This is a genomic window from Arthrobacter sp. TJ-254 (assembly GCF_058269175.1).
Genome location: NZ_JBZCNF010000001.1, coordinates 602,578 through 616,422, shown reverse-complemented (window position 1 = coordinate 616,422; position 13,845 = coordinate 602,578). Strand labels below are relative to the sequence as shown.

At 68.3% G+C, this 13,845-nt stretch carries 13 protein-coding genes, 4 tRNA genes and 1 pseudogene; 10 read left to right on the top strand and 8 right to left on the bottom strand.

Features of this window, described 5'->3' with window-relative positions:
* Positions 1-53: 53 nt before the first annotated feature.
* Positions 54-1,475 carry a replication-associated recombination protein A gene (locus AC4D14_RS02915; protein ID WP_490900068.1) on the bottom strand — a complete coding sequence of 474 codons (1,422 nt, stop codon included), beginning with the start codon at positions 1,473-1,475 and terminating at the stop codon, positions 54-56.
* 190 nt (positions 1,476-1,665) lie between these two features.
* On the opposite strand from AC4D14_RS02915, the gene AC4D14_RS02910 reads away from it, so the two are divergent.
* Positions 1,666-2,337, top strand: coding sequence for an acVLRF1 family peptidyl-tRNA hydrolase (locus tag AC4D14_RS02910; RefSeq protein WP_490900067.1), 672 nt, complete (start codon positions 1,666-1,668; stop codon positions 2,335-2,337).
* A 104-nt stretch (positions 2,338-2,441) separates the two neighbouring features.
* On the opposite strand, the gene rpe is transcribed toward AC4D14_RS02910, so the two are convergent.
* From rpe to AC4D14_RS02885, 5 genes and pseudogenes are all read right to left on the bottom strand, one after another.
* Positions 2,442-3,107, bottom strand: a complete 666-nt coding sequence (gene rpe, locus AC4D14_RS02905; RefSeq protein ID WP_490900066.1) for a ribulose-phosphate 3-epimerase — start codon at positions 3,105-3,107, stop codon at positions 2,442-2,444.
* Positions 3,108-3,166: 59 nt separating this feature from the next.
* Positions 3,167-4,690: an RsmB/NOP family class I SAM-dependent RNA methyltransferase gene (locus AC4D14_RS02900; RefSeq protein ID WP_490900065.1), complete on the bottom strand. Its 1,524-nt coding sequence runs from the start codon at positions 4,688-4,690 to the stop codon at positions 3,167-3,169.
* Positions 4,687-5,643, bottom strand: coding sequence for a methionyl-tRNA formyltransferase (locus tag AC4D14_RS02895; RefSeq protein ID WP_490900064.1), 957 nt, complete (start codon positions 5,641-5,643; stop codon positions 4,687-4,689). Before AC4D14_RS02895 ends, AC4D14_RS02900 begins: the two co-directional genes overlap by 4 nt.
* Entirely contained in the window at positions 5,640-6,251 is a 612-nt protein-coding gene (gene def, locus AC4D14_RS02890; RefSeq protein WP_490900063.1) for a peptide deformylase, read from the bottom strand. The genes AC4D14_RS02895 and def overlap by 4 nt, the downstream gene beginning before the upstream one ends.
* Positions 6,252-6,503: 252 nt before the next feature.
* A pseudogene (locus AC4D14_RS02885) lies at positions 6,504-7,364 on the bottom strand (cytochrome); the annotation flags it as partial.
* Positions 7,365-7,526: 162 nt separating this feature from the next.
* On the opposite strand from AC4D14_RS02885, the gene AC4D14_RS02880 reads away from it, so the two are divergent.
* From AC4D14_RS02880 to AC4D14_RS02860, 5 genes are all read left to right on the top strand, one after another.
* Positions 7,527-7,600 (top strand) — tRNA-Gly (locus tag AC4D14_RS02880).
* A gap of 51 nt (positions 7,601-7,651) precedes the next feature.
* Positions 7,652-7,725, top strand: a tRNA-Cys gene (locus tag AC4D14_RS02875).
* A gap of 26 nt (positions 7,726-7,751) precedes the next feature.
* Positions 7,752-7,826, top strand: a tRNA-Val gene (locus AC4D14_RS02870).
* Positions 7,827-8,246: 420 nt separating this feature from the next.
* A tRNA-Gly gene (locus tag AC4D14_RS02865) sits at positions 8,247-8,323 on the top strand.
* A gap of 206 nt (positions 8,324-8,529) precedes the next feature.
* The gene (locus tag AC4D14_RS02860) at positions 8,530-8,784 is read left to right on the top strand and encodes an antitoxin (RefSeq protein WP_490900062.1); all 255 of its coding nucleotides are present in this window, start codon (positions 8,530-8,532) and stop codon (positions 8,782-8,784) included.
* A gap of 84 nt (positions 8,785-8,868) precedes the next feature.
* Here AC4D14_RS02860 and zapE read toward each other — a convergent pair whose 3' ends face one another.
* Complete coding sequence (zapE, locus tag AC4D14_RS02855; protein ID WP_490900061.1) at positions 8,869-9,897, bottom strand: cell division protein ZapE; 1,029 nt, start codon at positions 9,895-9,897, stop codon at positions 8,869-8,871.
* A 185-nt stretch (positions 9,898-10,082) separates the two neighbouring features.
* On the opposite strand from zapE, the gene AC4D14_RS02850 reads away from it, so the two are divergent.
* Both AC4D14_RS02850 and AC4D14_RS02845 read left to right on the top strand, forming a co-directional pair.
* Positions 10,083-11,036: a sulfurtransferase gene (locus tag AC4D14_RS02850; protein WP_490900060.1), complete on the top strand. Its 954-nt coding sequence runs from the start codon at positions 10,083-10,085 to the stop codon at positions 11,034-11,036.
* Positions 11,033-11,473, top strand: coding sequence for a SufE family protein (locus AC4D14_RS02845; RefSeq protein WP_490900059.1), 441 nt, complete (start codon positions 11,033-11,035; stop codon positions 11,471-11,473). Before AC4D14_RS02850 ends, AC4D14_RS02845 begins: the two co-directional genes overlap by 4 nt.
* Here AC4D14_RS02845 and AC4D14_RS02840 read toward each other — a convergent pair.
* The gene (locus AC4D14_RS02840) at positions 11,454-12,731 is read right to left on the bottom strand and encodes an alpha/beta hydrolase family protein (RefSeq protein ID WP_490900058.1); all 1,278 of its coding nucleotides are present in this window, start codon (positions 12,729-12,731) and stop codon (positions 11,454-11,456) included. The two genes, AC4D14_RS02845 and AC4D14_RS02840, sit on opposite strands and share 20 nt — an antisense overlap.
* Before the next feature lie 124 nt (positions 12,732-12,855).
* Between AC4D14_RS02840 and AC4D14_RS02835 the strand changes: the two genes are divergently transcribed.
* Both AC4D14_RS02835 and msrB read left to right on the top strand, forming a co-directional pair.
* The gene (locus AC4D14_RS02835) at positions 12,856-13,347 is read left to right on the top strand and encodes a hypothetical protein (RefSeq protein ID WP_490900057.1); all 492 of its coding nucleotides are present in this window, start codon (positions 12,856-12,858) and stop codon (positions 13,345-13,347) included.
* A gap of 14 nt (positions 13,348-13,361) precedes the next feature.
* Complete coding sequence (gene msrB / locus AC4D14_RS02830; RefSeq protein WP_490900056.1) at positions 13,362-13,799, top strand: peptide-methionine (R)-S-oxide reductase MsrB; 438 nt, start codon at positions 13,362-13,364, stop codon at positions 13,797-13,799.
* Positions 13,800-13,845: the final 46 nt, after the last annotated feature.

Below are 13,845 nucleotides of genomic sequence, written 5' to 3'. Positions count from 1 at the left end.
AGCGCAGCGCTACTTGCCAGTCAACCAGCTATCTTAGCAGTCCCCGGAGGCGCTTACTTGCCACGCAGGATGCGCCGGAGCCTGGCGAGCCGCGTGCCGATGTCGCGCTCGGCGCCGCGGTCGGTCGGCTTGTAGTAGTCCTTGCCCACGAGGTCATCGGGCGCGTACTGCTGGGCCGCGATTCCATGGGGTTCATCGTGGGAGTAGATGTATCCCCTGCCGTGGCCGAGCTGGGAGGCACCGGGGTAGTGGGCGTCGCGCAGGTGGGCGGGGATGCCCTGGCCGCGTCCGGCGCGGACGTCTGCGACGGCAGCGTTGATCCCGTTGTAGGCGGCGTTCGACTTCGGCGCCGTCGCGATGTGGACGACCGCTTCGGCGAGGATGATCCGCGCCTCGGGCATTCCCACAAGCTGCACCGCCTGGGCCGCCGCCACGGCCGTCTGAAGCGCGGTGGGATCGGCCATGCCCACATCCTCCGATGCCGAAATCATCAGGCGCCGCGCGACGAAGCGCGGGTCCTCCCCCGCCTCGAGCATCCGGGCGAGGTAGTGGAGAGCGGCGTCGACGTCGGATCCGCGAAGGGTCTTGATGAAGGCGCTTGCGACGTCGTAGTGCTGGTCCCCGGCGCGGTCGTACCGCAGGGCGGCGACGTCGAGCGCCTTTTCAGCGTGCTCGAGCTCAACGATCACCGGCCCGTCCGGTTCCTGCTGCGCCGAGGTGGCGACTCCCGCCGCCGCCTCAAGGGCGGTCAGGCCCCGGCGGGCGTCGCCGGCGGCAAGGCGCACGAGGTGCGCGAGGGCTTCCTCGCTCAGGGTGACCGTGCCGGCCAGCCCGCGCTCGTCGGCCGCGGCGCGGGTGAGCAGCCCTGCAATGTCTGCCTCCGTGAGCGGCCGCAGAGTCTGGAGCAGCGAGCGTGAGAGCAGCGGTGAGACGACGGAGAAGGAAGGGTTCTCGGTTGTTGCGGCAATGAGGACAACCCAGCGGTTCTCCACGCCCGGCAGCAGGGCGTCCTGCTGAGCCTTGTTGAAACGGTGGATCTCGTCGAGGAAGAGGACAGTGGTCCTGCGGTAGAGGTCGCGTGCGGTGAGGGCCTCGTCCATGACCCGGCGGACATCCTTTACGCCCGCCGTGATTGCGGAAAGTTCAACGAACTGCCGGCCCTGCCCCCGCGCGATCACGTGGGCGAGGGTTGTCTTGCCGGTGCCTGGCGGGCCCCAGAGGATGACCGATGACGGCCCGGCCGGCCCTCCGGCGGCGGCGTCGCCCGCGAGGGTCCTGAGCGGAGAGCCCGGGCCCAGGAGGTGCTGCTGGCCCACCACTTCGTCGAGGGACCGCGGACGCATTCTCACGGCGAGCGGGCTGCGGGGGCGCTGCGCCGGAGTGCCGGCCCCGGAACGTCCCTGGCGGTCCGCGGGCGCCGTGGAGTCATCGGAACCCGACGGGTCCTCCATGTCCACGCTGAATAGATCATTCACACCGCCAAGGCTACTGTGTAGCACGGACACCGGCAGCGCCGGCGCCCGTGGCCGCAGGGCGCATACGCCGGCCCTGACATTTACGGGCTGGAGCCGACGCGCGGACGGAACCGGCCGGCGCGCCGAAACCGTCCGACGGCCCTGAGCCGGGCCCACACGTCCACTCAACCGGCGCAGAGGAAAGGGCCCGATGACTGATACACGAAGGGTCCTTGTCCCGGGGCAGCGTCTGGCCGGGTGGGTTGAACGGTTCGCAGAGCGCAACGGCGGCTACACCGCAGCGGCGGGAGGTGGTGGGAACGAACCCGAGGGGAGCCTGGTGCTCACGGCAGCGAACGGCTGCCGCGCGGTGCTCACTCCCCCGCTGACCCGCACCCCGTCCACCGCTCCGGCATCCCTTGAGTCGCTGGCCCTGACGGCGTCGGCGCCCCGCACCGTGGGCCTGCTCCTGGTGCGCCGCGGCGGCTATTCGGTCGGCGCAGCGCGGGGCGGGTCGCTCCTCGCGACGAAGACGGGAACGCGGTACGTTCAGTCGCGCACAGCGGCCGGCGGCTGGTCGCAGCAGCGGTTCGCGCGGCGGAGGGCGAACCAGGCCTCGGCGCTCGTTTCAACGGCCGCGGAGCAGGCGGCCGCGGTCTGGGCGGGGCATCCCGTCGACTGCCTTCAGCTTGGCGGCGACCGGCAGCTCGCCCTCGAGGCGCTCCACCAGCCCGGTCTTGCGCGCTACGTGGCCCTTCCGATGCTGCCGTTCATCACCGTTCCCGACCCGCGCCTCGAAGTGCTGCGCCGGACCGCCGCCGACGCGATGTCGGTGCGCATCACCATCACCGACGCGCCGCCGCTGGCCGGCCCGCCCGGGTGAACCGCCCGCGTGCCCGCCTTGGGCTCGCGCGGGCGGGCCCGCCGGAGCGCCGTCACCGGTGCGCCGCCAGGTGCTGACCGCGACCAGCCTTTCGGGACTCCTGCCTAGGGCTGCGCCGATTCGGCGGCGCGCCGCAGCCGGTCGATGGCCTCGGCAGCGTCATCGGCCCCGTACACGGAGGATCCCGCAACAAAGACGGTTGCCCCGGCTTCGGCCGCCCGCACGATCGTTTCCTCGGTGACGCCGCCGTCAACCTGGACCCGCACGGGAAGGGAACCGTCGCCGATCGCCCGGGCTGCCTTTCGAATCTTCGGCAGGGTGAGCTCAAGGAATGACTGGCCCCCGAATCCCGGCTCCACCGTCATGATCAGCAGCATGTCCAGCTCGCCGAGCATGTCGAGGTAGGGCTCGACGGGCGTGGCCGGCCGCAGTGCCATTCCGGCGCGGGCGCCGCCGGCCCGCAGTTCCCGGGCGAGCCGCACCGGTGCCGTTGCCGCCTCGGCATGGAACGTCACCGACTGGGCCCCCAGTTCGGCGTAGGCCGGGGCCCACCGGTCGGCGTCGTCAATCATCAGGTGCACGTCCAGGGGCAGCGGGCTGACCTCCCGGATGCGCTTCACCACCGGCTGTCCCAGGGTCAGGTTCGGCACGAAGTGGTTGTCCATGACATCGACGTGCACGGCGTCGGCGGTGGCGATCCGTTCGAGCTCACGCTGCAGGTTCACGAAATCGGCGGAAAGAATGCTGGGGTTGATGGAGCAGGCTCCCATGGCGGTCCTTCGGGTCGGTGGCGGGCGAACCGGTCCTCGCGGGCGAGGGCCGGTTCCGGTCAGGCGGGTTTGCGGATCAGGGCGAGGAACATGGCGTCGGTGCCGTGCACGTGCGGCCACAGCTGGGCCGTTTGGCCATGGCCGGCGGCGAGCGGTCCGCCGATGCTCACCGCGTCGAGCGCCGCACCGGCGTCGAGGAGCTCAAGGTCCTTGCGCTTCCGCAGCACGTCCTCAACCACCGCAGAAGTCTCCGCGTGGTGCGGGGAGCAGGTGACGTAGGCGACGACGCCGCCTGGCCGCACCGCGTCGAGCGCCGACTCGAGCAGGCCGCGCTGCAGCGGGGCGAGCGCGACAAGGTCGGAGGGCGAGCGCCGCCAGCGCGCCTCGGGCCTGCGGCGGAGGGCACCCAGGCCGGTACACGGCGCGTCGACAAGCACGCGATCGAAGCTTTCCGGGTCCTCCTGGCCGATCTCACGTCCGTCGCCGACGCGCACGGTCCACGTTTCACTGTTCACGGGCCGCAGCGCGTTGCGCACGAGCTGCGCGCGGTGCGGAACCGGTTCGTTCGCCACAAGGGTGGCCCCGGCCGGCTGCGCCAGGGCGGCGAGCAGGGCCGACTTCCCACCCGGACCGGCGCAGAGGTCGAGCCAGCGCTCATGGACCGGGGCTTCACCTTCGGATCCGCCACCGCCGAGCGTCACGGCCGCCAGGGCGCGGGCCACGAGCTGGGATCCGGCGTCTTGAACGCGCAGGGTCCCTTCACGGACCCCGGCGAGCCGGCCGATGTCGCCGCCTGCGAAGTAGGCCGATCCCTCGGCGAGCTGTCCGGGCTCGGCGCCCGCCTCAAGCGCCTCATCCAGGGATCCGAGGCCGGGCAGTGCCACGAGGTTCACCACGGGCGCGGCGTTGTCCGCCTCGAGGAGCTGGTCGATCTCGGCCGGATCGCGTCCATGCGCGGCAAGGGACTGCCGGAGGGCGCGGATAATCCATTCGGGGTGGCTGTGAGCGATCGAGGCGACCTTGACCGCGTCATCCTGGCCGGCTGTGAGCTCGGCGATCCACTCCGCGAAGGTCCGTTGCGAAACCTTGCGCAGGACGGCGTTCACCAGGGAGGCCGGTCCGGCACCGATGACGGCGCGGACAAGACCAACGGTCTGGTCGAGGGCCGCGTGGGCCGGAACCCTCATGGCCAGCAGCTGGTGCACTCCGAGGCGGAGGGCGTCGAGCACCGCCGGGTCGAGCTGGCCGAGCGGCCGGTCCACGCACCGCGCGAGCACGGCGTCGTAGGTTCCCTGCCCGCGCAGTGCGCCATAGGCGAGTTCGGTGGCGAAACCGGCATCGCGGCGGTCGAGCCGGTGCTTGCGGATACTCGCAGGGAGCACGAGGTTCGCGTAGGCGTCGTCGGCCGCAACGGCGCGCAGCACCTCGAAGGCCACGAGCCGGGCAGGGTCCGCCCGGCGGGTCCGCTCCGAAGGCGCGGACTGCGAGAATTTCCGTTCACCGGACCGGTTGCGTTCGCGGCCCTTCTCATTGCGGCGCCGCGGTGGTCCTCCACGCTGTCCCGAGACTTCCCCAGCACTCATTCGAAAACCAACTTCCCGCGCGCCATGGCGCCCCTTGCCCAGTCGCGGGCATCCATACTTTTCTTACCTGCCGGCTGCAGCTCACCGAGTACAACTGGGGCTGACCCCGTACCGATCAGGACCCTGCCGCCCTCGAGCGCCGCTTCCCCGGGTGCCAGCTCCCGTCCTGAAGCCCCGTTTCCGGGCTGAGCGCCGGCCGGTTCGGACTCCACCGTCCGCACGGGCCCGACCTTGATGCGCTGCCCGTTCAGGAGCGTCCAGGCCCCGGGCTCGGGAGTCACGGCGTTGATCCTCCGACGCACGGCAAGTGCCGGTTGGCTCCAGTCGACGCGGGCATCGTCAATTGTCAGCTTGGGCGCCAGTGAGACGTCTCCGCGCTGGGGAACGGCGTCGATGCGCCCCTGATCCAGGGCGCTGAGCGTCTGGACGAGAAGCACCGACCCGCTGTCGGCCAGCCGGGCGAGCACTTCGCCGCTGGTGTCCGACGGCGAAAGCGTCTCAGTGAGCGTTCCATAGACCGGCCCGGTGTCGAGGCCCCGCTCGAGCCGGAAGGTCGAGGCTCCCGTGATGTCATCACCGTTGAGCACTGCGTGCTGCACCGGCGCCGCACCGCGCCAGGCCGGCAGGAGCGAGAAGTGCAGGTTGATCCATCCGTGCCGCGGGAGGGCGAGCGCGGCTTCGGGAACAATGCCGCCATAGGCGACGATAGCGGCGGCGTCGAGGTGGAGGTCGGCGAGGTGCGCCGTCAGGGCGTCGTCGAAGCGGTTGGCCTTGATGGTCGGCAGTCCCAGCTCGGCGGCCCTCACCGCCACTGGGCTGGGAGCCATGACCTTCTTCCGCCCGACGGGCGCGTCGCGGCGGGTGAGTACGGCGGCGATCTCGAACCCGGCCTGGGCGAGCGCATCGAGTGAAGGAACGGCGACCGCGGGAGTTCCAGCGAAGAGGATCCTCACAGGGACCGGCCCTGCGGGTTCCGGGGTCGGCCGGCGGAACCGCCGGGCCCTGCGGGGCGGGTGAAGCTTGAGCCAAGGCTCCTGGCGCGTTGCGCCTCGGTCTGTCCGGCGACGGCGTTGTAGCCCGCGCTGCGGATGGCCCTCATTGCCGACTTCCGGTCCTCGCCGGTGAGGCGGTCGATGTAGAGGGTGCCCCGAAGGTGGTCGGTTTCGTGCTGGAAGCACCGGGCCAGCATTCCCGTTCCCTCGACCTGCACGGGATTGCCGGTTGCGTCCTGTCCGGTGACCCGCGCCCACTCCGCGCGGGGAAGGTGGTTCCCAAGTCCGGGAACCGAAAGGCACCCTTCGACGTCATGGTCGCCCTGGATCTCGTCTCCAACCTCAAGAACCGGGTTGACGATGTGCCCTTCAACCCCGTCGACGCGGTAGGTGAAGACCTGGAGGCCGATCCCCACCTGCGGGGCGGCAAGGCCCGCCCCCTGGACGTCGATCATGGTTTCGCGCATGTCCGCCACCAGCTTTTCCAGCTCGGGGCCGAAGTCGGTGACTTTGGCCGCGGGGGTGCGCAGAATTGGGTCTCCGATAATGCGGATACTGAGTACAGCCATCGAAATGGAAATCCTTAACCTGGGGAACGCGGAACCTGGGCCGCGGTAGATGTGCCGGCCTCACGGCCGGCTGGTCCTCAAGCCATTCTAGATCGGAGAAGGGTTCCCCCGGCCCGCTGCCACTGAAGCGCCGCCCTCCGCGGGAGCTGAAGTCAGGCCCGGTGCATCCGGCTCCCCGCCCAGGCCAGGTGCCTTCGCGGGCTCCACTTCCGCAGGGGCGGGCGCTGCCGGAGATCGGTCAGCGTCGGCGGGGGCCGGTGCGGCCGCCGGGTGTGCGGGCGGCGGCCCGACAGGCAGCAGCGCCCTTCCCGCGGTCTCGGCGGCGATGCCTGCGGCCCATGCGCGCCGGAGGGCAACGAATCGAAACCAGTGCTCCCGCAGAACGGCCGGGTTCGCCCTCATTGCGCGCACTTCGGTCTGTCCCACTGCCACTCCGAGAAGCAGGGGCTCCTCTCCGTAGCGCCAGGGCTCCCACTCCCCCGTGTGCGGATCAACAAGGCTTTCCTGTGCCTTCATGCCCGCCACAAGTTGCATGACCACCTTGTCGTCGAGGCCCTTGACGAAGCCATCGCGGTCGGTGTTCTTCGTTTTGTAGTCGATCAGGCAAATCCTGCCGCCGATCGTCGCAACGAGGTCGAGGGTTCCGGCATACCCCAGCTCGGTGTTCCAGACCGTCAGCTCCGGCGCCAGCGGTTGCACATCGTAGAGCTCCCACCACTCGTCGAAGCGCTGCGCAAATCCTTCCTCGCCGTTCTCCACGAGCGCAAGCCGCGCCGCGTCGAGCGTGTGCTCCCGCCCGAGGGCGCGCAGTGCGACCTGTTCGCAGTAGTTGTGCACCCGGGTGCCGCGCAGCGCGGCGTCGTCACGGTACCGCTCCGCTGCCTGGGATGCGTCACGGACGGCTACCCGCAGTTCGGCAGGTTTGCCGAGGGAACCGGGAAGCCGGGGATCACTGGCCAGCGCATTGGCTGCCATGTGCCCGAACCACCCGCCCAGGGAGGTGGGCGCCTGAGCGATGACCGTCGTGATCGACGGCACTGTCGGTTCCTCCGACGTCGACCTCGCATACATGCGTCCGTGAGCGGTGGAATGTGCAAGCAGCGGTTCAGTCATGGCTTAAGTCTGTCACCCTCCGCCGACACTCCCGTGCCGCGCGGTGCAGCGGACGGCTGAGCCGATTGGACGAACCTCAAATAGTCCTATAGAGTTTTTTCTCGTTGGAAAACGAAAAAACACAACGAACTCAACGGTTTTGGTGTTGGAAAGTTTCCCTCTGCGGACGTAGCTCAGCTGGCTAGAGCACCACCTTGCCAAGGTGGATGTCGCGGGTTCGAATCCCGTCGTCCGCTCGCAAGTCACTGCATGGCCGGATTCATTCGGCTGTCTGTTTGTTGGGTAGCGGTGGGGTGGCCGAGTGGCTAGGCAGCGGCCTGCAAAGCCGTGCACGCGGGTTCGAATCCCGTCCCCACCTCCAGTAGGTGAGTTGCAAACCATGAAAATGGGCGATTGGCGCAGCGGTAGCGCGCTTCCCTGACACGGAAGAGGTCACTGGTTCGATCCCAGTATCGCCCACCAGCGAAACAGCACGTTCAAGGCACTTTCCCCTCGGGGAAGGTGCCTTTCGTGTTTTCCCGGCCCGCTCGTCCCAAGGGTGGCGGGCCAGCGCGCCGACCACCGGAACCACGCCTTCCAAGAAGATTTTTCCCCTCACGGAATTATCCCTCCCCCCCTCCGGAGGGGAGGCCGATCCTCCCCTCCGGCAGACCACCCGCCGGGCAGCTCCGCCCTGCAGCATCCACTGCCACCGTGTGTGCTCTTGGATCCGCTTGGACCAGGGCGTGCCGCCCAGGATTTGGCACCCCCTTCACTGCACGATATCGTTGAGCGAAGGCACTGGTCAGAGTCGGCTTTACGGAGCGTGGAAGAGTTTCCGCCCCTGAATCCGGCCGGAACAAGTGCAATCCATACCGGGCCCCTCCTCGGGGGCGCCCATCTGCGGACGTAGCTCAGCTGGCTAGAGCACCACCTTGCCAAGGTGGATGTCGCGGGTTCGAATCCCGTCGTCCGCTCCATCGCTTCCCGATCTCAGCCGGGAAAGCCCCTCCCTCCCCGCGAAACTGCAGCACACCACGCCAAACCCCGCCTAAACCGTGGTGACCTGCGAACTCAGCCTGGGAAGGACTGCTTCCAGCGGCCACCCCTCCAGAGTCGGGGAGATCTGCCCTAAACTTGTGGACCAAGGGAACACAACGGTTCCCGGGTATGAAAGGAGGTGTCTGTGTCTGTATTTGACGGGCTCAAAGGCAAAGCCGGTGGATTGAAGGACAAGGCAGCCGGGCTGATCGGTTCGAACTCGGGAAAGGTCAAGGCCGGTATCGGCAAGGCCGGCGGGTTGATCGACGGCCGGACCGGACACAAGTACTCCCGGCGGATCGCCGGCGTCCAGTCCAAAGCCTCAGCCATGGTCGACAAGATCGAGCGCGACCGCGCTCGGGGCAACGGCACGGCCGGCCCTCAGCCACCTTCGGCCTAGATGCTTTAAGCACGACAAAGAAGCGCCGGTCCCGCCGAGAGGCGGAGCCGGCGCTTTTGTTTTGACGCAGTGGCAGAGCCGGCTCTAGGACTCGCCCTGCCTGGCGAGGGCCGTGAGCCGGGACACCGCGCGGTAGTACTTCTTCATATAGCCGCCGTTCATCATCTCTTCAGTGAACAGCTTGTCGAAGGTCTGCCCGCTCGCAAGGATCGGCACGTCCCTGTCGTAGAGGCGGTCGGCGAGGACGACGAAGCGCAGGGCTACGGCCTGCTCGGTGATGGTGTGCACGTTGTGCCATGCCACGGCCTGGACGCCGTCGAGCATGGCCCGGTACCGGCTCGGGTGCACTCCCGCCAGGTGGTTGATGAGGTCGCCGAAGTCATCCTCGGCGATCACGCCGCCGTTGCTCGAGAAGTCCTTGACGCGGTGGCGCAGCCCCGACTCGGTGAGCGGCTCGGGTGCCTGGGGCAGCCCGCGGTGGCGGTAGTCCTCGCCGTCGATGCGCAGGACGTCGAACTGGTCGGCGAGCACCTGGATCTCCCGCTGGAAGTCGACGGCGGCGAACCTGCCCTCGCCCAGCGAACCCGGCAGCGTGTTCGACGTCGCGGCCAGTTTCACGCCGGCGTCGGCGAGTTCGCGCATCAGGCGCGACATGAGCACCGTGTCGCCGGGATCGTCGAGTTCGAATTCGTCAATGCACACCAGCCGGTAGCCGCTGAGCGAATCGACCGTCTTGCGGAAGGACAGCGCGCCAACCAGGTTCGTGTACTCAACGAAGGTGCCGAATGCCTTGGGGCCGTGGGAAGCATGCCACAGCGACGCAAGGAGGTGGGTCTTGCCGACGCCGAAGCCGCCGTCGAGGTAGATCCCGGCCCTCGACTCGGCCTTCTTCGCTCCGAAGAACTTGCGGAACCCGCTCGGCTCCGGCTCGTTGACACCGACGGTGAAGCGCCGCAGGCCCTTCACCGCTGCGGACTGCGACGGCTGCTGGGGGTCCGGGCGGTAGCTGTCGAAGGACACCTCGCCGAAGCGGGCCGACGGGTAGAAACCCTTGAGCAGATCCTCAACCGATAGTTTCGGCGCGCGGTCGGTCAGGTGTTCTATCGATGCCACGTAGTCGATCCGCTTCCTCTTGCCGCAAATGGTTGAATGAGCCGCGCTGGGGGCGTACCCACGCTAGGCAAGGATACGTCACGGCGTCACCGTGCCGGGTGATGCCGGACGGTCCTTCCCGGAAGTATTAACGGCCCGGCGTGGTTAGGCTAAGAGGAAACAACATCTCTGCAGAAAGCCTCTCAATGACCCTCGCACCAGACCCGGCCGAGAAATTCGCCGCGTACGCACACCCCGAACGGCTCGTCTCCACCGAGTGGCTGGAGCAGCACCTCGGGGCGGACGGACTCGTGGTCGTTGAGTCCGACGAGGACGTCCTGCTCTACGAGACCGGACACATCCCCGGCGCGGTGAAGATCGACTGGCATACCGACCTCAACGACGAGGTGGCGCGCGACCTCATCAACGCCGAAGGCTTCGCCCGCGTTATGTCAGCCAAGGGTCTCTCACGCGATTCGACAGTCGTCATCTACGGGGACAAGAGCAACTGGTGGGCCGCCTATGCGCTCTGGGTCTTCGAGCTGTTCGGTCACCCCGACGTACGCCTGCTCGACGGCGGCAGGGACAAGTGGATCGCCGAAGGACGCACACTCACCACGGAACCCGCAGCCGTCGCACCAACGGATTACCCGGTGATCGACCGCAACGACCGGCCCATCCGCGCCTACCTTGCCGACGTGCTTGAGCACTTCGGCAACCCCATCATCGACGTGCGCTCCCCCGATGAGTACACCGGTGTGCGCACCCACATGCCGGCCTACCCCGAAGAAGGCGCAATGCGCGGCGGGCACATTCCCACTGCTGCTTCGATTCCCTGGGCGCGCGCCGCCGCCGACGACGGCACCTTCCGCCCGCGCGAGGAGCTCGAGGCGATCTACAGGGGAGAGGCAGGGCTGTCGGACGGCGACGACGTCGTCGCCTACTGCCGCATCGGTGAGCGTTCGAGCCACACCTGGTTCGTCCTGTCCCACCTGCTTGGTTTCGACAAGGTACGCAACTACGACGGTTCATGGACCGAGTGGGGCAACGCCGTGCGGGTTCCGATCGTCCGGGGCACCGAACGCGGCTCCGTCCCGGCCGGCCTGCGCGGCGCGGGATCCAGCGGCACCGCCGCTGCACGAGAGGAGATGGCCAAGTGACGAAGGTGCTGCCTGCGCAGCTGGCGGAGATCGTCGACGATTTCCAGGCACTGACGGAGCCTGACCGGCTTCAGCTGCTTCTCGATTTCTCCCGCGGGCTGCCCGAGCTTCCCGAACGGCTCAAGGAACACCCGGAACTGCTTGAGCAGGTCGTCGAGTGCCAGAGCCCGCTTTTCCTCACCCTAGAGGTCGAGGACACAGCCGAGAGGAACGTCCACCTGTTTTTTTCGGCGCCTCCTGCGGCTCCGACCACCCGTGGCTTCGCCGGGATCCTCCTTGAGGGCCTCGATGGGCTCCCCGCGGAGGAAGTGCTCGCCATCCCCGACGACATGCCCGACCGGCTTGGCCTGACCCGCGCCGTCTCACCCCTGCGCATGCGCGGGATGGCGGCAATGCTCGGCCGGATCAAGCGCAAAGTCAGGGAGTCGGCGGCGTAACCCCGGCCGCCCTGCGGCCACCGGGCCGCTCGCGGTGGAGGACGGGGCTGAGCCATCCCGACACGGTTGCCTCCCACTTGTCCGGGTCGACGTTCCATTCCTTCGTGTGCCGTGCCCTGTGGAAGCGCGCAAATGTGACGAACGTCGGGTTGCGTTCCGCCAGCTCCGCCGAAGGTCCCACCGGAACATACTCATCATCCTCGCTGTGGATGATGAGCGTGGGAATGGTGAGCTGGTCCGCCCGCGATACCCAGTCCATGCTCTTGAGGTCGAGCGGAGCCGCAAGGCCGGTGACCCGCTTGGCGGCGTCGTTGCCCAGCAGCCACTGGCCCATGCGGCCCACGGGTGCGGGAATGCGGTTCAGCTGTGCCTGGTGCGCCAGCACCTCGACCCAGTCCACCACCGGCGCGTCAAGGACGAGGGCGAGGATCCGCCGGCGGTGCCGGGAGAGGTCGGCCGTCTGCAGCGCGATGGCGCCGCCCATCGACCAGCCGAACAGCACCACGGACGAGGCACCGGAGGAAACCGCGAAGTCGATTGCCGCGTCGACGTCGCGCCATTCGGTCATGCCCAATCCGTAGCGTCCGTCGGGGGCGTACGGGGCCTCGCCGTCGTTGCGGTAGGAGATGACGAGGCTGGTGAGCCCCTGGGACCGGGCGGTGCGCACCGCGCGGAGGGCTTCGGTTCGCTGCGCTCCCCTGCCGTGCACCATGATCGCCCAGGTCTGGGCGGGTGACTCGGCGCGGATCAGCCACGCCGGGGCGAACCCGCCGTCAACAGGCAGGCGCTGCTCCTCGTCGGCGAAACCGAGGTCCGACGGCTTCTCGAAGACGCTGCCGCTCCACCAGCCGCGCCTGGCAGAACGCAGATCACCGGCATACACCTCTTCGACCTCGCGCTGCACCGTTCCTTCGCGCGGGTTGTACGACCGGATCGCACCGATGCGCGCGTGCCCGGCCCCCCGGTCGAAGTACAGGCTGTAAGTGCCCTCCACTGTGGTGTCCTCGTTGGCCGGAAGGATCACCTGCGCTTCGCGTTCCGAACCCACAACGGCCAGGATCTCAAGGTTCTCGTCCCGGGAGCGGGCAGGAGTGACAACCCGGCGGGCGAAGTAGGCGGCGAGCGCGGACGCCGCCGTCGCCGCCGACGAGGCGAGGACCGCGCCTACACCTACGCCCAGGGCCGTCCACTTCGCCCAGGGGGCGGTGGCGGCAGGTGAGGGCGCTGGCCGAAAAAACGGTGCTTGCTGGAAGGGCATAGGAACATTCTGTCCTGTCCCGGAGCGTTGATCCCACTTCCGGCCGTCTCAGCGCGCCCCCGGGGCCCTTTCCGGGCCAGCCGCCGGCCTCCTCCTGCGCCGCACCGGCGGTTAGTCTTGCCCTATGACGCAAACGATCGTGGTGCTGACCGAGGAACCCCTGAATGCCGCCGACGTGAAGAACCTGCAGGCGCTGGAGGGGGACGAGGAGACCGAATTCGTGGTCCTGGTGCCCGTCGACCGCGAGAAGAGCGTCGTCGGCGAGTTCCTCCACCATCTCAGCCTGCTTGAGCTCGCCCAGGCCTTCCGGGACCTGAACCGGGGCGAACCCTCCGGTTCCGAGCCCGAGACCTCTGCTGCCTCCGCCCTTGACGCGTCGCTGGCCGCCTGCGCCGCCGGCGGTCTCCGGGCGCGCGGCTACGCCGTCGAGCACAACGCGGTCGAGGCCCTGGTCAAGGCCGCCGCCGCGGAGGACGCCGGTCAAGCCGTCGTCGTCACCCGCCCTCACGCCGTGGCTGATACCTTCCACACCGACTGGGCGAACAAGGCGCAGGACAAGCTGGGCATCCCCGTGCTGCATCTGTACTCGGGTTCGGGATTTATCGGCGGGTCATAAACGTTGCAAAAAGTATGACCACTTCAAAAAACGAAAACCAGCCCGCGGCCCAGCCCGAGGTCCGGAAGACCGATGAGGAATGGCGCAGGGAACTGACCCCCGAGGAGTACCGCGTGCTGCGGCAGGCGGGCACCGAGATGCCCTTCACCGGCGAGTACCACGATTCGCACACCGCCGGCACCTACCAGTGCAGGGCATGTGGCCAGGACCTCTTCACAAGCAACGAGAAGTTCGACTCGCACTGCGGCTGGCCCTCCTTCTGGGCTCCGCTGGCCGAGGACAAGGTGAGGTACCTCCACGACCGCAGCATGGGGATGGACCGGGTCGAAGTCCGTTGTGGGCGCTGCGACTCCCACCTCGGGCACCTGTTCGAGGGTGAGGGCTTCCAGACCCCCATTGACCAGCGGTTCTGCATCAACTCCATCTCTATGAAGCTTGTCCCCCGGGACTAAGCAGCAACGGCAGGAACTTCGCGGCTTACCGCGCGCCGCCTGCCAT